We start from the raw sequence: 19,304 nt of genomic DNA, 5'->3' as shown, positions 1-19,304 counted from the left end.
TTGTCGTCTTTCCTCCTGCCATCCCCGGACGCCCGATCCGTTGCTGCATGTGCGAAAGGCGCAACGCCCAAAACCCATGCATCCCGGCACCGGATCGGCCCCGCATGCCTTCCAGGCTGGCATTGGCGGGAACGGAAGCGCAAATTCATAATCTTCCCGATTTCATTCCCTGAGGTAGCGAACCCGCCATGACACCCCGCCGGCTGCATCAGCTGGAAGCATTCCGTGCCGTCATGCAGGGCGGTTCGGTCACGCGTGCGGCGGAGATGCTGAACCTGTCCCAGCCCGCCGTGACCAAGCTATTGCGGGCGTTGGAGGAGGAGACGCGGCTCGCCCTCTTCGACCGCAGCCGCCGTCGCCTGACGCCGACGCAGGAGGCGCGGCGCTTCGAGGCGGAGGCGGAGCGCTTCTTCGCCGCCGCCACCCGCATGGACCGGATCGCCAATGACATGCGCAGCGCCGGGATGGGCGAGCTGCGCGTCGCCACCCTGCCCTCCTTCGGCTTCAGCTTCGTTCCCGGCCTGCTGGCCCGCTTCGCGCGGCAGGTGCGGCAGCTCCGTGTCTCGGTGACGGTGGCCAGTTCGCTGGAGGTGCATGAGATGGTGGCGGCCGGCCTGGCCGATCTCGGCTTCGCCCTGCCGCTCTCGGCCGCCCCGGCCAGCGCCGTGGCGGAGCCCATCCGCCTGCCCGGCATCCTCGTCCTGCCACCGGGGCACCGTCTGGCGCGGCGGCGGCGCGTGATGCTGGGGGAGCTCCAGGGGGAGCCCTGCATCTCCCTCGGGCGCCAGTACCGGCTGCGCGACCTGGTGGACGAGCTCTTCGAGCGGCACGGCGTGGCGCCTGTCCCGGTGGCCGAGACGCAGAACGCCGCGGCGGCCTGCGCCATGGCGGCGGAAGGGCTGGGCTTCACCGTGGTGGAGGCCATCACGGCCGCGCAGTTCGCCGGGCGGGTGGTGCTGCGCCCGCTGGAGCCGACGGTGGAATTCCCGGTGAACGTGCTGGCGCCGCCCGGCCGGCCCGTCGCCGTGCTGGCGGCACGGTTCCTGGAGATGCTGCGTGTCGAGGCCGCCGCGCAATCCGCCCGGGCCGGCCGGCGATAATGCGGCGCGCGGTCCCGCAGGCACGCAGTGCCGGGGGGCGACGGCGGGCGGCCCGGCGATGTAGGCTGGGAGGGCGGATGCGTATCCTCAGCGACCCGTCCCGTCCATGACCAGCCTTCAGGGAGCATCGGCCGGCGTGACCCCTTCGCGGCAGAATTTCATCGGCCTGTTCGACCTGTTCCGGATCGGGATCGGCCCTTCCAGCTCCCACACGGTGGGGCCGATGGTGGCCGCGCGGCGCTTCCTGGAGGAAGCGGAGGCCACCGGGTTGCGGATCGTGCGCCTACGGGCGGAACTGTTCGGCTCCCTGGCCCTGACCGGGCGCGGCCATGCCACGGACACGGCGGTGCTGATCGGCCTGACCGGCGCCCAGCCGGAGGCGATCGACCCGGACGAGGCGGCGGAACGGGTCCGGCGCATCCGCGCGACGCGCCACCTGCCCTTGCCGGACGGAAGGGAGATCGCCTTCGACCCGGCGCAGGATCTCGTCTTTCACATGCGGGAGAGCCTGCCGCGCCACCCCAACGGGTTGCGCTTCACCGCCTGGGCGGAAGGGACACAGGAGGGTTTCACTCGGGAATACTTCTCGGTCGGGGGCGGCTTCGTCGTCGGCGCGGCGGAGGAGGCGCCCACCGATGCCTCCGGCGGCGCCCCCGAGGTTCCACATCCCTTCGCCGACACGGCGGAGCTGCTGACCCGGGCGGCGGGCGCGCGCCTGTCCATCGCCATGCTGATGCGGGCCAACGAGGAAAGCCTGCGCCCGGCCGCCGAGGTCTCGGCCGGGATCGCGCGCCTCTGGGCGGCGATGCGCGCCTGCGTCGAGCGCGGGCTACGTGGGGAGGGCGAGTTGCCCGGCGGGTTGCGGGTGCGCCGCCGCGCCCCGGCCCTGTGGCGCGCCTTGCAGGCGCGGGAGGGGCGCAACGAGGCCGACCCGCTGATCGGCATGGACTGGGTGAACCTCTATGCCCTGGCGGTGAACGAGGAGAATGCCGCCGGCGGGCGGGTGGTGACCGCGCCCACCAATGGCGCGGCCGGGATCGTGCCGGCGGTGCTGCATTACTACGACCGCTTCGTGCCCGGGGCGGATGCGGCGGGGATCGAGACCTTCTTCCTGGCCGCCGCTGCCGTCGGCGCCATCATCAAGCGCAACGCCTCCATCTCCGGCGCCGAGGTGGGCTGCCAGGGGGAGGTCGGCTCCGCCTGCGCCATGGCGGCGGCCGGGCTGGCGGCGGCGCTGGGCGGCAGCAACGCCCAGGTGGAGAATGCCGCGGAGATCGGGCTGGAGCACAATCTCGGCCTGACCTGCGACCCGATCGCCGGGCTGGTGCAAGTGCCCTGCATCGAGCGGAATGCCCTGGCGGCGGTGAAGGCGATCAATGCCGCGCGCCTCGCCCTGCATGGGGATGGGGCGCATCTGGTCAGCCTGGATCAGGTGGTACGGACCATGCGCCAGACCGGGCTCGACATGTCGCACAAGTACAAGGAGACCTCGCTGGGCGGCCTCGCGGTGAATGTCATCGAGTGCTGAAGGCGCCTGACGGAACCTGCGGATCTGGTTGAGGCAGACGAAAGCGTGGGTCTCGATGCCGCGCCGGGCAATCCGTGGAATGATGCCCTGGGCGCGGCACTCCTGCGGCAGTGGCAACGAACCCAGGCCTTATCGGCGTGCAACTCGCCAGGCCCGCGTTGGGGCCGACCTCGTCCTCCGGTGCGAACGCGCGGCACAGCATCCAGGGCGGCGGCCAACATGCGGCTGCCGTGGCGGTTTGTGCCGCTCAGGGGGCCCCGGTCCGGCATCCGCCGTCGTCTCGCAGCGCCTCATGGCACGACAAGGGCAAGCCCATGCTTCGTTCTATTCCCTCTGCAAAGGAGGCGGGAGAGAGCGGACAGGAAGACGGCAGCCATCGAAACGATACGGTGGTGCCAGAATCCACCTTGTCGCGCCGCCATCCTCAAACCGCGCAACCATCCCGCTGTCTTCGGTGCGACGTGAAACCAGGGCTTCATGCAGCCCGAGGACTTCCCCCGCCGGAATCCCTTCCTGCCGCAGAACTTGCAGAAGCTGGCTACGGCTCCGCTTCCGCAACTCCTCTTCTATGACAGGGATCAGGATGGCGCGATTTCTGGAGCGTTCCAGGTTCGTGGCGAACCTGGCATCGCCCAGGAGTTCCTGCCGTTCGATGACCCGTGTGCAGAAGCGGTGGAACTGCGCGTTATTGCCAACCGTGATCAGCAGCGGTCCATCCGCTGCTTCGAAGACGCCATAAGGGACAATCGATGGATGGGCATTGCCGTAGCGCGGCGGGTCCTTTCCCTGAACAAGGGCCTCCAGGCCGTAGTAGGAAGTGATAGCCACACCGCAATCGAAGAGGGAAAGCTCTATCCGCCTCCCCTTCCCGGTGCGGCTACGCTGATACAGCGCAGCGAGTACCGCCTGTGCCGCATACTGCCCTGTGAACAGGTCAACCGCAGCCACGCCGAACTTCAGAGGCGCCTGACCGGCTTCTCCATTGAGGGCCATGAGGCCGGCCTCACCCTGAACGAGCAGATCATAGCCCGGCCGTGCCGCCTCGGGCCCATCGGATGCATAGCCGGTGATCGAGCAGTAGATGAGGCCGGGATTCTCCTCCCTCAGTGCGGCATAGCCCAGGCCGAGCCTATCGGCGCCTCCCGTCTTGAAGTTCTCGACCACGACGTCGAACTCGCGGACCATCTGGCGGATGAGGGCTGCGCCTTCGGGGGTCGAAAGGTCGACACCGATGGAAGTCTTGTTCCGATTCACGGCATCGAAATACGATGTGTTGGTCGGACCGGTCCTCAACCCCCAGTCACGCGTGTCGTCGCCACGGATCGGATGCTCGACCTTCACGACTTCCGCGCCGAGATCGCCCAGCACCATGGCGCACCACGGACCGGCGAGAATGCGGGACAGGTCCAGGACGCGCACACCGGCCAAGGGCAGATCGGCGTCCGGTTCATTGGCCGGGGCAAGAGATCGATCCATAGACAGCAACTCCGAAAAAACCGGCCCCCTTAGGCGCCCATGACCCCGTCGAGTTGTCGCACCATCTCCACGAGCCGGGGGCGGACCTCCTCGAGAAGGAAGCTGGGCTCGGAGATGACGGTCGGCGCCCCACAGTTGACCGCCATCGGAGGCAGGCCGCCGCCCGGACGGAACCCGACCGCGATCGCGCTGACGCTCTTCTGCCACTCGCCGAACGAACAACAGCAGCCCAGCCTGGCATGATCGGCCATCGACCTTTCGAGGCTCTCATGGATCTTGGGCCATGCGAGGGGGTCCAGCATGCGGAGCTCCTCGAACAACGGCGCACGTTCGCTCGGCGTCAGGACGGAGATGAAGGCCCGGCCTATCGAGGACCGGACCATCGACATGCGGACGCCGACGTCGATGTTGAGGGAGATCGCTGCCGGGCCACGAAGGCATTCCACATAGCGCATGGAAAGGCGGTCGCGCACCGCCAGCCCGACCGTGGCATTCGAGAAGTTGGCGAGTTCCCTCATCGCAGGACGCGCCATCTGCCTTATGTCCAGCCCGCCGAGAGCAACCGTGCCGAGCGCGATGAGCTGGGTCCCGAGGCGGTACTTGCCGACATCCTCGACGAAATGCAGGTAGCCAAGCTTCGTCAACGTATAGGTCAGGCGGGAAACGGTCGAGCGCGGGAGCTTGCATCGTTCCGCGAAGTCATGATTGGCCAGAAAGGTCTCGCCACGCTTGAAGCAGGCCAGCAGTTCGAGCCCGCGGGCCAACGCCGTCACGAAATGACGGTCATCCTTCCCGTCGCCTTCGATCTCGGGATCGGGCGGTGACGCCTCGGGTTGGGTCATTGACGTGCCTTGAAGACTTCTGAAGGTGCAGGTGGATGTAGCCGATACCTGCAACCGATCAAGGAGGCGTCGGCGTTGAGGCACTCCACCGACAGGAGCAGCCTCATCCTCTTTTTCCCAGGAAGCGGCTGAACGCGGCCTGAGCAGCCGGTTGAAGCCGCATCGCATGGAACTCCGCAGCCTCCCGCTCAAGGGTTTCGGCAATGGCGTGCTTATGGGCCTGGCGCAGCAACCGCTTGGTGGTCGCCAGGGAGGAGGGTGGCAGTGTCGCCAGGAGCTCCGCTTTCCCAAGTGCGTGGGAAAGGGCCTCTCCCGCCCCGGTCACTTCGTTGATGATACCCGCCTCCGCTGCCGCCTTCGCCGTGAATGCCTCGCCCAGGAGCAGCAGTTCCGAGGCTTTCTTCGTACCGGACACCAGGGGAAGCAGGTAGCTGGACGCTCCCTCGGGGCACAGCCCCAGATGGACGAAGGGGAGGCGGAACACCGCGGTGTCACCCGCATAGGCCAGGTCGCAATGCAGCAGCATGGTCGTGCCGATGCCGACCGCATATCCCTCCACGGCAGCCAGCACGGGTTTCGAGAACTGTGCAAGCACCTTGAGATAGGCAAGCCCCTCACTGGATTCAGGTTTGGTGGCCATGTCCTGGAAGTCGGCAAGATCATTCCCGGCGGTAAAACATCCTTCGGCACCGGTCAGCACGACGGCGCGAACAGCATCGTCGCCATCGGCTTCGGCAAGCGCCGCGGCCAGCGCTCGATAGGCCGCGCGATCGAGGGCGTTGCGCCTTTCCGGACGGTCCATGGTGATCTGGACTATGCCTGGCCGAGGATGTGCCACGACAACACCTGTCTTCATCACCGGGCCTTTCATGCTGTGGGTCTGATCGTGTGAGCCGCGGATCTGCCGGGTGGCGACTAGACTGGAAATGTCGCGGCCACCCGGGAAAGACGGGCGAGGGCATCCCGGTACTCGCGCGACAGCCGCTCCACCACTTCCGCCACGGGAGGCGCATCCGTGATCGCACCGACCCCCTGGCCGGCACCCCAGATGTTACGCCAAGGCTTCACCTTCGCCGTTCCGAAATTCATGGAGCTCTTATCCAGGGAAGGCAGTGCCTCGGGATCGAGCCCGGACGCCACGATGCTTGGCTTCAGGTAGTTTCCGGGAACGCCGGTGAAGAAGGACGAGTAGAGAATGTCGGACGCGCTCGCGGCGTTGATCATCTCCTTGTAGGACGAGGACGCATTCGCCTCCTCCGTCGCGATGAAGCGGGTCCCCATATAGGCGAAGTCGGCACCGAGCGCCTGTGCCGCAAGAATGGCGTCCCCCGTTGCGATGGCGCCGGCGAGCGCGACCGGACCGTCATAGATCCGGCGCACTTCCGCGAGGAGGGCGAAGGGGCTGAGCGTGCCGGCATGGCCGCCCGCTCCGGCGCAGACCAGGATCAGGCCATCGACGCCGGCTTCCAGGGCCTTCTCGGCATGGCGGATCGTCGTGACATCGTGGAAGACGAGGCCGCCATAGGAGTGGACCTGACGAACGACCTCGCCGGGAGCGCGCAGCGAGGTGATGATGAGCGGCACCTGATGCGCGACGCAGGTTTCCATGTCCTGCCCCAGACGGTCGTTCGAGGCATGCACGATCTGGTTCACGGCGAAGGGGGCGATCCTGCGACCGGGATCCGCGGCGCGGGCGGCCGCGAGCTCCGCCTCGATCCGCGTCAGCCATCCGTCGAGCGTGTCCGGTGCGCGGGCGTTCAGCGCCGGGAAGGAACCGACGATGCCCGAGAGGCATTCGGCGACGACGAGCTCCGGCCGGGAGACGATGAACATCGGCGACGCGATCACGGGCAGGGCGAGCTTGTCGCGGAACAGCGGCGGCAGCGCTCGGCTGGAATTTTCCATCAGTTCACCACCTCCCGCGCAAAGTAGAAATCATGCAGGCGGTCGAGGTCCATGCCGGCCGCCGGTTCCGACAGAACGACCTTGCCCGAGCGCATCAGATGGACATCGTCGGCCACCGCGAGGGCCATCCGGGTGTTCTGCTCGATCAGCACGATGGTGATGCCGTCGGACTTCAGCCGGCGGATGATGTCGAACACCTCGTTGACGATGACCGGAGCCAGCCCCAAAGACGGTTCGTCGATGAGAAGGATCCGCGGCTTGGCCATCAGCCCGCGCCCCATCGCCACCATCTGGGCCTCGCCGCCGGAAAGCGAACCGGCGATCTGCTGGCGCCGCTCCTTCAGACGGGGGAAGAAGGCATAGACGCGATCGAGGTTGGCCGCCATTTCGTTCCGGCACCGCTTGGGATAGGCGCCCAGGCAGAGATTTTCCTCCACGGTCATGTCGCGGAAGAGCAACCGGCCCTCCGGAACCATGACGATCCCCTCCCCAACCAGATCCCAGGTCTTGCGTCGGATCGGCTCGCCACCGAGCAGGACCTCGCCCTGATAGGGGAGCAGGCCGACCAGCGTGCGCAGCAGGGTGGTCTTCCCCGCCCCGTTCGGCCCCACGATGGCGGTGAGCGCTCCCTCCCGGAAGGTGAGGCTGAGATCCCAGAGGACGGTGATGGCGCCGTATCCGGATGTCAGGTGGCGGGTCTCAAGCATGGGCGGTCCCCGTATAGCTTTCCATCACCGCCGGATCGCGGAAGACCTCGTCGGGGGTTCCGTCGGCGATGAGCTGACCAAAGCTCAGCACGACGGCGCGGCTGCAAAGCCCGGAGATCGTCTCGATGTCATGCTCCACGATCACGATGGTCAGGCCGAAGAGACGGTGGAGTTCCTTCAGCTTCAGCATGAACTGGCGTTTCGCGTTGCTTTCGAGCCCCGCCAGCACCTCGTCGAGAAGAAGGAGCTTCGGCTCGGTCGCCAGCGCCTTGGCGATCTCCAGGCGCTTGAGCTCCTGCAGGGCCAGGGAGGTGGCGGCATCGAGATCCGCCTTGTGGGACAGTTCCATCACGGAGAGGATCTCGTCGATCCTGGCCGGGTCGAACCGTCCCGCCCCGAAGACCTGCGCCACCGCGAGATTCTCCCGGACCGAGAGATGGTGCATGGGCTGGGTGATCTGGAAGGTCCTGCCGATCCCCACGCGTGCCCGCCTGTGGAGAGGCAGGCGGATAATATCCCTCCCCTCGAAGGCGATGCGTCCACGGGCCTTCACCAGGCCGGATATGCAGTTGAACAGCGTCGTCTTGCCGGCGCCGTTGGGGCCGACAAGCCCCAGGATCTCCCCCTTCCCGATCCCGAAGGAGATGTTGGAGAGAGCGGTGAGCCCGCCGAAGCGGACGGTGACGGCATCAAGCTCCAGCATGGCTCTTTTCCCCGAACTTGGCGCGGAACCGGGACATCAGGCCGGCGAGCCCGTTGGGCGCGATCAGCACCATGACAGCCAGCACCACGCCGAGCAGGATCTGGTGCCCGACGGGGATCAGGCTCTTCGCGATGACCTGATCGAAGAGGTAGATCACCACCGCGCCCAGCACGGGGCCCAGCACGGTGCGGTAGCCGCCGAAGACCGCGGCGATGATGGGCATGACGCTCCAGGTGCCGGAGAAGGCGTAGTCGGGCTCCAGGAAGCCGATGATATGGGCGTTCAGGGCCCCGAACACGCCGGCGATGAAGGCCGAGAGGAGCAGCATCCAGGTCTTCAGAAGCGTCGAGTTGACCCCCACGACGCGGGTGGCGTCCTCGCTGTCGGCGATGGCGCGAAGCGCGGTGCCCGTGTGGCTGCGCCGGATAGCCATGTAGACCAGGGCGGACAGGACAACAGCGACCAGGACGAGAACATAGCTCCCCGCGCGGCTGGCGAGGTCCAGGCCCAGGATGTCCGGCAGGCCGGGATATCTCTGCAACCCGGCCGATCCGCCGGTCAGCCAGTCCAGCTCCGTCGCGAGGATGCGGAAGATCTGCGCATAGGCGAGGATGGCGAGCGCGAAATACGGCCCGGACAGGCGCAACGCGGGAAGCATGGCGAGCGATGCAATCGTCGCGGAGAGGCCGCCGAGCGGGATGGCCAGAAGCACCGGCAGCCCGAGCTTTCCCGCCAGCAGGGCCGAGGCATAGGAGCCCACGCCGAAGAAGGCGGCATGGCCGAAAGAGACCATGCCGCCGAGATTACCCAGCAGGGCCCAGGACAGGGCAAGGCCGGACAGGATCAGCGCCGAGATGAGCAGACCCAGGAGATAGGGGCTGGCACCGGCGATCAGGGGCAGGATCGCCAGGACGAGGACGAAGCCGCCCACGAACATGAAAAGGCGGTTGTGACGCGGCTGCGCATGGCGGCCGAGGGTGGAGGTTGCGGACATTCTATCGACCTTCATCCGCGCCGGGCACGCGCACCGAACAGGCCGTTCGGCATAAGGAAGAGCACCAGCAGGAAGAGGACCATTCCGGCCAGTTCCTGGAGGGCGGACGAGGCGAGCGTCACGGTCAGCGCCTCCGTGACGCCGAGGAGAATGGCTCCGAGGAAGACGCCGGGTATCGATCCGACGCCCGCCAGCACCGTGATGATGAAGGCCTTCACGGTCAGCGCGTGTCCGGTGGCGGGCTGGATGACGCTCATGGTGTAGAGCGCCACGCCGGCGAAGGCGGCCAGGGTTCCCGCCACCAGGAAGGATGCCGTTTCGATGCGCGCAGGATTGATGCCCATCAGCCGCGCCGCGTCACGGTTGGAGGATACGGCCCGCACGGCGCGGCCGTACCAGCTGGATTTCAGCCACCACCACAGGAAGCCCATCAGCAGCAGCGAGACGAAGAAGGCGACGATCTCGCCGCGCATCGCGAAGAGATCGCCGAGGGAGACGGCGTCCTGGAGCGTGGCGGAGCCGGTGGTACGGACATCGCTCGTGAAGACGAGCAGGATGGCGTTGGTGAGGATGATCCCGATGGCGAAGGTCAGGATCAGCGAGTTCAGCTCGCGATGCTCCTTGATCCGGCTCACGAGGAAAACCAGCCCCCAACTCACCAGCAGGACGGCGAGGAGTGCCAGCGGGATGGCGGCATAGGGGTTCAGCCCGGCGCGTGCCTCCGTGAAATACGCCATATAGGCCGCAAGAAGCACCAGCTCGCCATGCGCCAGGTTGATGATGCGCATGGCCCCGAAGGCAAGGGCCAGGCCCAGTGCGACCAGCGCATAGACGCTGCCGATCAGCACCCCGGAGAACAGCGCCTGTAGGATGAGCTCGGTCATGTCACCTCGGTGAGGAAGCTGGGCCGTTGCGGAAGAGCATCGGGGCCATCACCAGGGCAGGCCGGGATAGACGATTTCCCCGGTGGCCGTGGCGCGGGGGGACACCAGGACGATCTGCCCGTTGCGATGCTGCCCCATGGAGAGCGTGAAATTCGGATTGTCGCCGGACTGGTCGAACTGGATGCGGCCGAGCATGGTGTCGCGATCGGTCTTGCGCATCTCATCGGCAAGCCCGCCCTTGGACAGGGTGCCGGCCTCGGCGCTCCGGAAGATCGCCTCGCAGAGGATCCGTGTCTCGACGAAGCTCAGGGTCGAGAGATATTCGATCTCCTTGCCATAGGTCTTCTTGTAGAGCTCGCCGAACGTCTTTCCCTCCTCGCTCTTCATCTGGACAGGAAAGGGCAGGAAGGAGGTGCCGACGACGTTGTTCATCAGATCCGGAAAGTCGGCATACATCTTCGGCGTCGCCAGGGACCAGGTGCCGACGAGCAGCTTCACGCCAGGCTTCAGCACCTTGGCGGCGCGGATGATCCCGACATAGTCGTTCTCGTAGCCCGACATCATGATGATGTCCGGCTTGTCCTGGATCTTGATCTTGTTGATGATCGGCTTGAAGTCGGTGATGGCCGGGTCGAACTTGTGCACCGTCACCTTGACCCCCCGGGCGGTGAGGTCCTTCTCCAGCCCTTCCGCGAGGAGCGCCGGCGCCTCCCGCGTGGAGGCCACGATGGAGATCTTCTCCGGCTTCAGGTCGGAAAGAAGCGTGACGACGCCGCGCTGGTAGCCGGCGTTGTTGTTGATGCGGAAGAAGGTCTTCAGCCCGCGCTGGGTGAGCTCGTCGCTGACCGCGCCGGCGGTGATGTACACCTTGCCGAGCTTGTTCGCGGCATCGGAGGACGGGCCGATGATGTTCGAGCCATAGCCGCCGATGATCGCCACCGCACCGTCCGAGGACAGCTTCTCGACGGCGGAAACGGCCTTCGCGGGCGTGCTCTCGTCGTCGATGAGGTCGATCCTGATCTTGTGGCGCGGCGACTCCGCGTTGCACATCATGGCGGCCACCTGCATGCCTTCGTTGAAGGCCTGCCCGGACCGGGCGAGGGTACCGGTCAGGGGCATATGGGCGCCGACCACGATGGTCTGAGCCTCCTGCGCCCGTGCTCCCGCGAGGCCCGCGGAGAAGACGAGGGCAAGAGCTGCTGATGCGATCGTTCTGCGGACCACAACTTCCTCCCTGAACACGTCCGGCACCGAAGTCACGCCCGGCCCGATCCGTATGGACGACTGATCCCGGCCCCGTTGAAGACGGGACCTCGGAGGGCATTTCGCCCTGCATCGGGGCGAGGACAGCGTCGAAGACAAGGGAATGTCATGATGGGGCGGGACATCGCCCCCATCGCCTACGTTCCTCCGTCCAGCGTGCTGTTCGCCCGCGTCTTAGTCCTTCGACGGCTAGGTCTCCGGACGGGCGATTGATGCCATCGCCGCTCCACACATGTCAACTTTTGCGAACGGAAATTCTGCACAACAGAACATCGACGGTCTTCGCGGTGCCTCCTTGACCACGGCAGTAGCCAATCGCCTTGACATTCGTACCCTGCAGACGCCATTAGGTTTGAAAAGTGGTTTTCAATTCCGCATTGCAGAATAATCGGGGAAGGAAGCACGATGCATCCTGTTCACGCCACGACCAGGGGCGAAGTCGCCGTCGTCACCATCGACCATCCGCCCGTGAATGCCCTGGGCGCTGCTGTGCGCGCCGCCATCTCCGAGGCAATCGTCGCCGCCTGCGCCGATGACGGCGTCAGGGCCATCGTGCTGACAGCCGCCGGCAAGCTGTTCGTGGCGGGCGCCGATATCTCGGAATTCGGCAAGCCGCCCGTGCCCCCTTCCCTGCCCGACATCGTGGCCGCCATAGAGGATGCCTCCAAGCCGGTCGTGGCCGCCATGGGCGGCGCCGCGCTCGGGGGCGGCCTGGAGCTGGCCATGGCCTGCCACGCGCGGGTGGCGGGCCCCGGCGCCAGGCTCGGCCTTCCGGAGATCAGGCTCGGGATCATCCCCGGTGCCGGAGGCACCCAGCGCCTTCCACGCCTCACCGGCGCGGCACCGGCCTTCGCTCTCATGCTCTCGGGCGAGCCGGTCGGCGCGGAGCGCGCCCTGGCGCTTGGCATGATCGACAAGGTGGTGGCACCCGAGAACCTTCTCGACGCCGCATCCGCCCTGGCGCTGCAACTGGCCGAGGCGGGCACATGGTCCAAGGTGCGGGACCGTTCCGATCGCCTGACCGAAGCCGACCGGAGCGCCTTCGAGGCCGCCGCGGCGTCGGCGCTGAAGCGACCCGGCCTCGCCCCCAATGTACCGGCCCTGGTCGATGCCGTCCGCGGCTGCTTCGACCGGCCCTTCGCGACCGCCCTCGCGGCGGAGCGGGCGCATTTCCAGGAGCTGGTGGTCCATCCGAGCGCGAAGGCGCAGCGCTATCTCTTCTTCGCGGAGCGGGAAGCCGCCCGTCTGCCGGGTATCGGCCGGGAGGTGAAGGCACGTCCCATCGCGCGGGCCGCCGTGATCGGCGCCGGCACGATGGGCGGCGGCATCGCCATGTGCTTCGCCCAAGCGGGCATTCCGGTGACCCTCATCGACGTGCAGGAGAAGGCCGTGGAAGCGGGGATGTCGCGCATCCGCAGCAACTACGAAGCTTCGGTGAAGCGGGGATCACTGTCCGGGGAGGCCATGGAGCAGCGCCTCGCCCTCATCGCCTCCGCCGTGGGGCTGGACGCCGCGGCCTCCTCCGACATCGTGGTGGAAGCCGCCTTCGAGGATATGGGCGTGAAGTCGGAGATCTTCGGTCGGCTGGGGGAGCTGACGCGGCCCGGCACCATCCTGGCCACCAACACCTCCTATCTGGATGTCGATGCGATCGCCGCCGCCAGCGGCAGGCCCCAGGATGTGGTCGGCCTGCACTTCTTCAGCCCGGCGAATGTGATGCGCCTGCTGGAAGTGGTCCGGGCTGCGGAGACGGCGCCGGATGTGCTGGTGACCGCCATGGAACTCGGCCGCCGCCTCGGCAAGCTGCCGGTCGTCGTCGGCGTGTGCTACGGCTTCGTCGGCAACCGCATGCTGGCGAAGCGGACCCAGGCCGCGGAGCGGCTGCTCCTGGCGGGCGCTTTGCCCCATGAGGTGGACACGGCCGTCACCCGGTTCGGCTTCCGCATGGGCCCCTTCGCCATGATGGATCTTGCCGGGATCGATATCGGGTGGCGGGCGCGCAAGGCCACCGGCGCGAAGTCCCCGGTGGCGGATGCGCTCGCGGAACAGGGGCATTTCGGGCAGAAGACCGGCCGCGGCTTCTACCTCTATCCCGACGGAGCCCGCAGCGGCAGCCGGAACCCAGAGGTCGAGACCCTCATCGCCTCGCTCTCCGAAAGCCGGGGCATCACCCGGCGAAGGTTCAGCGAAGAGGAGATCCTGGCGCGCCTCTTCTACCCGATGGTCAACGAGGGCGCGCGGATCCTCGATGAGGGGATCGCCGCCCGGGCCGGCGACATCGATCTGATCTGGGTGAACGGCTACAACTGGCCCGCCGTCACCGGGGGGCCGATGCACTGGGCCGAGGGCGTTGGGCTCGCCCGGATCGTCACGGAACTGGAGCGGCTGGCCGAGGAGAGCGGCGACGAGAGCCTTCAGCCCTCTCCGCTCCTGCGCCGCCTCTCGCTGGGTTCCGGAACCTTCGCCGGACGGGAGGCAGCCTGATGGCGGCGGAACAGGCACGGGAAGGCAGGTCGGCGCGGGATGCCGGCGAGGCGGTGCGCCATCCATGGATGGAGAGCTTTCCGGATCTCTGCGACTGGACCGCGCCACTGGAGATCACCACCCTGCCCGAGCTCCTGGCGACGGCCGTCGCCCATCGCGGCGCGGCGCCGGCTCTGGAGTTCCGCGGCCATGTGCTGAGCTACGAGGCCCTCGGGAAGGAGGTCGAGCGCCTCGCGAGCGGCTTCGCGGCCTCGGGGATCGGGCATGGGGACAATGTGGCGCTCCTGCTTCCGAACACCGCGTATCATCCGGTCTCCTTCTTCGCCCTGACGCGGCTCGGGGCGAGGGTCGTGCATATCAGCGCCCTGGATGCCCGCCGGGAGATCATCCACAAGCTGGAAGCGACGCAGAGCCGCCGCATCGTCACGACCAACCTCCCGGGCTTCCTGCCCAGTGCGCTGGACATGCTGGACGCGCACATCGTGGACGAGGTTATCGTCGGGGATGACAGCCGGTATGGCGTGGGCGAAGTCGCCGCCCTGCCCATCCCACATCGGGCGGGTGTTCGGGAGATGTCGGGCCTTCTCAGCGATGCGCCCGTCACGGCGGCACTTCCGTCCGTCGATGACATCGCCGTGCTGCAGTTCACGGGCGGAACCACCGGCCTGCCGAAAGCCGCCATGCTGAGCCATGGCAACCTGACATCGGCGGTGAGCATGTATCGCCTCTGGCAGGACGGCAGCCGGCCGCTCATCCCCGGAGCGGAAAAGGTCATTGCCGTCCTGCCGCTGTTCCACATCTATGCGCTGACCACCGTGCTCCTGCGCCACCTGCGCGACGGCAACCAGATCCTTCTTCGCCAGCGCTTCGATGTCGAGACGCTGATCCGGGACGTGGCGGAGCTGAAGGCCAGCCAGTTCTCCGGCGTGCCCACCATGTGGGTGTCGCTGCTGAACCGGCCGGGCGTCGAGGCGGTGGACTTCTCCTCCCTCAAATCCTGCGTCTCGGGTGGCGCGCCCTTGCCGTTCGAGGTGCAGGCAAGGATCGAGGCCATCATCGGCAACCAGTTGAACAATGGCTGGGGCATGACGGAGACCGGACCCGCGGGATCCCGCGTGCCCTATCGCACGCCGCGCCGGCCCGGGCTGATCGGTGCGCCACTTCCCGGGCTCGCGATGCGCATCGTGTCCCAGGACGATCCCTCTCAGGAGTTGAAGCCCGGGGATGTCGGGGAAATCGCCATCCGTGGCCCCAACGTGTTCAAGGGCTACCTGAATGACGAGGCGGGAACGGCGGCGGCCTTTCGGGATGGCTGGTTCCTTACCGGCGACATGGGGCGCATGGACGATACGGGTCTCTTCGAGATCGTGGATCGCCGCAAGAACATGATCATCTCATCCGGCTTCAACGTGTATCCGGCGGTGATCGAGAACGCGATCTACGAGCATCCATCCGTCGAGGAGGTGATCGTCATCGGCGTACCGGACAGCTATCGCGGGCAATCGGCGAAGGCCTATCTGAAGCTCAAGGCGGGAGCCGCCACCTTCTCCCTGGAAGAACTGATGGAATTCCTGGCGGACCGTCTCGGACGTCACGAGATGCCGCGCGCCATCGAATTCCGCGAGGCGCTGCCGCGCAGCCCCGTCGGCAAGCTGCTGCCGAAGGTGCTCCTCGCCGAGATCGCCGCCGCGGCGGATACGCCATCCGCCACCACCATGGACCGGAATCACTGAGGAGCGGGATGTCATGATCGACGCCGTCATTGTCTCCACTGCCCGCACCCCGATCGGGAAGGCGCAGCGCGGAGCATTCAATATGACCAAGGGCGCGGACATGGCCGCCCATGCCATCCGGCACGCCATGGCGCGGGGCCATGTCGATCCCGCGGAGGTGGAAGAGATCGTCCTCGGCTGCGGCTATCCCGAAGGCGCCACGGGCGGGAATGTCGCGCGTCATGCCGGTTTTGTCGCCGGCATCCCCGCCCAGTCGGCCGGTGTCACTGTCAGCCGGTTCTGTGCGTCCGGCCTTGAGGCGATTGCCTTTGCCGCGCGGCGCATCGCCCTCGATGGTGTCCCCGTTGCCGTCGCTGGTGGCGTCGAGTCCATCTCGCTGGTTCAGCCCGTCAATCGCGAGCTGTTCCGCAACGACTGGCTGATGGCCAACAAGCCCGAGATCTACGCCACGATGATCGAGACCGGTGACACTGTCGCCCATCGGTATGGCGTTTCCCGCGAGGCCCAGGATCTCTTCGCGCTCGCGAGCCAGCAGCGGACCGCGCGTGCCCAGGCCGAGGGTCTCTTCGACGCCGAGGTGGTGCCGATCACCGTCAGGAAGGCGGTCACCGACAAGGCAACGGGCGAGAGCCGGCTGGAGACCGTGACCCTGGCCAAGGACGAGGGGAACCGGCCCGATACCACCATCGAGGCGCTGTCGAACCTGAAGCCCGTGCGCGGGGAAGGTCAGTTCGTGACGGCCGGCAATGCCAGCCAGCTTTCCGACGGAGCCTCGGCCACCGTTCTCATGTCCTCCGCGGAAGCGAAGCGGCGTGGTGCCGAGGTCCTCGGCATCTTCCGTGGCTATGCGAGCGCGGGATGCGAGCCGGATGAAATGGGGGTCGGCCCGGTCCATGCCGTGCCGCGGCTGCTGGAGCGGCAGGGCCTCAAGGTCTCCGACATCGGGCTCTGGGAGCTGAACGAGGCCTTCGCCTCCCAGTCCGTCTATTGCCGGGACAGGTTGGGCATCGATCCGGAGATCGTGAACGTGAACGGTGGCGCCATATCCGTGGGCCATCCCTTCGGGATGAGCGGCGCGCGCCTGGTCGGTCATGCCGTGCTGGAGGGGCGCCGCAGGGGCGTGCGCTTCGCCGTCGTCACCATGTGCGTCGCCGGCGGCATGGGTGCCGCGGGCCTGATCGAAATCAACCCTGGGTCGAACTGAGATGGAACTGCGCTTCACGCCCGAGGAAAACGCCTTCCGCCAGGAGGTGCGCCACTTCTTCCGCACAGCGATCCCGGAGGAGATCCGGACGAAGGTTTCGGAAGGCCGCAAGCTGAGCCGGGAGGACTATGTGACCTCCCAGCGCATCCTGAACGACAAGGGATGGGCCGTGCCGCACTGGCCGCTGGAGCATGGCGGCCAGGACTGGACGCCCGTCCAGCGCTATATCTTCATGGAAGAGCTGATGCAGTCGGCCGTTCCGCTGCCGCTGCAGTTCAACTGTTTCATGGTGGGACCCGTCATCGCGACCTTCGGCAACGATCAGCAGAAGGAACGCTTCCTTCCCCGGATCAGGAGCCTGGAGGACTGGTGGTGCCAGGGGTTCTCCGAACCCGGCGCGGGCTCCGATCTCGCTTCGCTGAAGACGCGGGCGGTTCGGGAGGGGGACCATTACATCGTCAACGGGCAGAAGACCTGGACCACGCTGGGCCAGTACGCGAACTGGATGTTCTGCCTCGTCCGGACCGATACGACGGTGAAGAAGCAGGCCGGGATCTCCTTCATCCTCATCGACATGGAGACGCCGGGCATCACCGTCCGTCCCATCATCACCATCGATGGCCGGCATGAGGTGAACGAGGTCTTCCTCGACAATGTCAAGGTCCCCGTCGAGAACCTGGTGGGCGAGGAGAACAAGGGATGGGACTATGCCAAGTTCCTCCTGGCCAATGAACGGACGGGCATTGCGCGCATCGGCATGTCGAAGGAGCGGATAGCCCGCATCAAGCGCCTCGCCAAAGCCACGCCGGCCGGCGGGGGCAGCATGTGGGACGACATGGATTTCCGTTCGCGGCTGGCCTCCACGGAGATCGAGCTCAAGGCGCTGGAGATCACGCAGATGCGCGTGGTGGCGGCCCAGGCCACACGCGATCCGACGAAGCCCGACCCCGCATCCTCGATCCTCAAGATCAAGGGATCGGAGTTGCAACAGGCCACGACCGAACTGCTCCTGGAGCTTGCCGGTCCTCAGGCATTGCCGGCCGAACGGCCCGACACCGGCCACAACGACATGGAATCGCTCTTTGCCTGGGCGGATACGGCGGCGCCCGTCTATTTCAATCACCGCAAGGTATCCATCTACGGCGGATCCAACGAGATCCAGCACAACGTGATCGCCAAGGCGATCCTGGGCCTCTGAGGAGAGCGGGATATGGATTTCGATCTGACCGAAGAGCAGAACATGCTCAAGGACACCATCTCGCGCTGGTCGGCAAAGAACTATGGCACCCTGGAGGCGCTGCAGGCCGTCCGTGCCGAGCCCCTGGGCTTCTCCGAGGACAGGTGGGCGGAACTCGCGGAACTCGGCATCCTCGGCCTCCCCTTCTCCGAGGCGGATGGCGGCTTCGGTGGAGGCGCCGTCGAGACGCTGGTGGTGGTGGAAGCGCTCGGCCGCGCGCTCGCGCCGGAGCCGTATCTGGCCGGGGTTGTTCTCGGTGGTGGAGCCGTGCGCCTCGCGGGCAATAAGGCGCAGCGTGCGGCCCTGGTTCCCGGCGTGGCCGATGGCTCGGTGCGCCTGGCTTTCGCACATTCGGAAATCCAGGCGCGCTATGATCTCCATGACGTCGCGACCACGGCGGAGCTCGTGGATGGCGCCTATCGCCTGAATGGCAGCAAGACGGTGGTCCTCAATGCGGACGCGGCAAAGTTCCTGGTCCTGAGCGCGCGCACCGCCGGCAGCCAGCGCGATCCGGAAGGGATCACGCTGTTCATCGTCCCGTCCGATGCCGAAGGCATCTCCATCAGGAGCTATCCCACCCAGGATGGCGGACGTGCGGGGGATATCACCCTCACCGACCTCCATGTGTCCGCGGATGCTGTCCTCGGGACCGTCGGTGGTGCCCTGCCCGTCATCGAGCGGGTCGTGGATGGTGCCATTGCGGCGCTCTGCGCCGAAGCGGTCGGGCTCATGGACGCGCTGACCGATATCACCGTAGAGTATCTGAAGACGCGCAAGCAGTTTGGCGTTCCCATTAGCTCCTTCCAGGCTCTGCAGCACAAGGCGGTGGACATGTTGGTCGCCGTCGAGCAGGCCCGGTCCATGGCGCTCTATGCGAGCATGATGGCGGAATCCGAGGATCCCGATGAGCGCCGCACGGCTCTTTCCGCCGCCAAGGTCCAGATCAACCGTTCGGCGCGGTTTGTGGGGCAGACGGCGGTGCAGCTGCATGGCGGCATCGGCATGACCATGGAGTATATCGGTGCGCACTACTTCCGCCGGCTTTCCATGATCGAGCTGATGTTCGGCGATACCTCCTATCACCTGCGCCGGGTCACGATGGAAGGTGGCCTGATCAAGGATGCCTGACGCCCTGCCCGCTGAAGGATGGAGAACCGTGTTGATCGCGGCGCTGGATAGATGATGCAGCGTCTTCGCAAACGCGGTCACCATGGAATTTCGGAGGGGCATGAGTTTCTTGCGCT

The 19,304-nt window shown here is 66.6% G+C and carries 16 protein-coding genes and 1 pseudogene; 7 read left to right on the top strand and 10 right to left on the bottom strand.

What is annotated here, in order from left to right; genetic code table 11:
- Positions 1-188: 188 nt before the first annotated feature.
- Together RGI145_RS00290 and RGI145_RS00285 are read left to right on the top strand one after the other, a co-directional pair.
- A complete protein-coding gene (locus tag RGI145_RS00290) occupies positions 189-1,100 on the top strand; it encodes a LysR substrate-binding domain-containing protein (RefSeq protein WP_075796765.1) in 912 nt (303 codons plus the stop codon).
- A 136-nt stretch (positions 1,101-1,236) separates the two neighbouring features.
- Positions 1,237-2,628: an L-serine ammonia-lyase gene (locus RGI145_RS00285; RefSeq protein WP_237183144.1), complete on the top strand. Its 1,392-nt coding sequence runs from the start codon at positions 1,237-1,239 to the stop codon at positions 2,626-2,628.
- A gap of 48 nt (positions 2,629-2,676) precedes the next feature.
- Here the strand turns inward: RGI145_RS00285 and RGI145_RS25630 are convergent.
- The 10 genes and pseudogenes from RGI145_RS25630 to RGI145_RS00240 all read right to left on the bottom strand — a co-directional run.
- Positions 2,677-2,879, bottom strand: a pseudogene (locus RGI145_RS25630) (IS5/IS1182 family transposase); the annotation flags it as partial.
- Positions 2,880-2,952: 73 nt separating this feature from the next.
- Positions 2,953-4,104: a CaiB/BaiF CoA transferase family protein gene (locus RGI145_RS00280; protein ID WP_083670222.1), complete on the bottom strand. Its 1,152-nt coding sequence runs from the start codon at positions 4,102-4,104 to the stop codon at positions 2,953-2,955.
- 29 nt (positions 4,105-4,133) lie between these two features.
- A complete protein-coding gene (locus RGI145_RS00275; RefSeq protein WP_075796763.1) occupies positions 4,134-4,946 on the bottom strand; it encodes an IclR family transcriptional regulator in 813 nt (270 codons plus the stop codon).
- 103 nt (positions 4,947-5,049) lie between these two features.
- Positions 5,050-5,802 (bottom strand): enoyl-CoA hydratase-related protein, encoded by a 753-nt coding sequence (locus tag RGI145_RS00270; protein ID WP_075796762.1) that lies wholly within the window; start codon positions 5,800-5,802, stop codon positions 5,050-5,052.
- A 59-nt stretch (positions 5,803-5,861) separates the two neighbouring features.
- Positions 5,862-6,851 carry an NAD(P)H-dependent flavin oxidoreductase gene (locus tag RGI145_RS00265; protein WP_075796761.1) on the bottom strand — a complete coding sequence of 330 codons (990 nt, stop codon included), beginning with the start codon at positions 6,849-6,851 and terminating at the stop codon, positions 5,862-5,864.
- Positions 6,851-7,558 (bottom strand): ABC transporter ATP-binding protein, encoded by a 708-nt coding sequence (locus RGI145_RS00260; RefSeq protein ID WP_075796760.1) that lies wholly within the window; start codon positions 7,556-7,558, stop codon positions 6,851-6,853. Before RGI145_RS00260 ends, RGI145_RS00265 begins: the two co-directional genes overlap by 1 nt.
- A complete protein-coding gene (locus tag RGI145_RS00255; protein ID WP_075796759.1) occupies positions 7,551-8,261 on the bottom strand; it encodes an ABC transporter ATP-binding protein in 711 nt (236 codons plus the stop codon). The genes RGI145_RS00260 and RGI145_RS00255 overlap by 8 nt, the downstream gene beginning before the upstream one ends.
- Complete coding sequence (locus RGI145_RS00250) at positions 8,248-9,255, bottom strand: branched-chain amino acid ABC transporter permease (protein ID WP_083670220.1); 1,008 nt, start codon at positions 9,253-9,255, stop codon at positions 8,248-8,250. Before RGI145_RS00250 ends, RGI145_RS00255 begins: the two co-directional genes overlap by 14 nt.
- An 11-nt stretch (positions 9,256-9,266) precedes the next feature.
- Positions 9,267-10,139 (bottom strand): branched-chain amino acid ABC transporter permease, encoded by an 873-nt coding sequence (locus tag RGI145_RS00245; RefSeq protein WP_075796758.1) that lies wholly within the window; start codon positions 10,137-10,139, stop codon positions 9,267-9,269.
- Between the two features lie 48 nt (positions 10,140-10,187).
- Entirely contained in the window at positions 10,188-11,273 is a 1,086-nt protein-coding gene (locus RGI145_RS00240) for an ABC transporter substrate-binding protein (protein ID WP_237183143.1), read from the bottom strand.
- A gap of 534 nt (positions 11,274-11,807) precedes the next feature.
- Between RGI145_RS00240 and RGI145_RS00235 the strand changes: the two genes are divergently transcribed.
- Genes RGI145_RS00235 through RGI145_RS00215 form a run of 5 tightly spaced genes read left to right on the top strand, consistent with a single transcriptional unit; the run spans position 11,808 to position 19,188 of the window.
- Positions 11,808-13,886 (top strand): 3-hydroxyacyl-CoA dehydrogenase NAD-binding domain-containing protein, encoded by a 2,079-nt coding sequence (locus RGI145_RS00235; protein ID WP_075796756.1) that lies wholly within the window; start codon positions 11,808-11,810, stop codon positions 13,884-13,886.
- A complete protein-coding gene (locus RGI145_RS00230) occupies positions 13,886-15,619 on the top strand; it encodes an AMP-binding protein (RefSeq protein ID WP_237183142.1) in 1,734 nt (577 codons plus the stop codon). Before RGI145_RS00235 ends, RGI145_RS00230 begins: the two co-directional genes overlap by 1 nt.
- A 13-nt stretch (positions 15,620-15,632) precedes the next feature.
- Complete coding sequence (locus tag RGI145_RS00225; RefSeq protein WP_075796755.1) at positions 15,633-16,823, top strand: acetyl-CoA C-acyltransferase; 1,191 nt, start codon at positions 15,633-15,635, stop codon at positions 16,821-16,823.
- Between the two features lies 1 nt (position 16,824).
- On the top strand, positions 16,825-18,021 hold the full coding sequence (locus RGI145_RS00220; protein ID WP_075796754.1) for an acyl-CoA dehydrogenase family protein: 1,197 nt from the start codon (positions 16,825-16,827) through the stop codon (positions 18,019-18,021).
- Positions 18,022-18,033: 12 nt separating this feature from the next.
- On the top strand, positions 18,034-19,188 hold the full coding sequence (locus RGI145_RS00215) for an acyl-CoA dehydrogenase family protein (protein ID WP_075796753.1): 1,155 nt from the start codon (positions 18,034-18,036) through the stop codon (positions 19,186-19,188).
- Positions 19,189-19,304: the final 116 nt, after the last annotated feature.

It is taken from the genome of Roseomonas gilardii (genome assembly GCF_001941945.1).
Classification (GTDB): Bacteria; Pseudomonadota; Alphaproteobacteria; order Acetobacterales; family Acetobacteraceae; genus Roseomonas.
The sequence above is the reverse complement of the archived record's forward strand: the minus strand, read 5'-3'. Positions and strand labels throughout refer to the sequence as shown.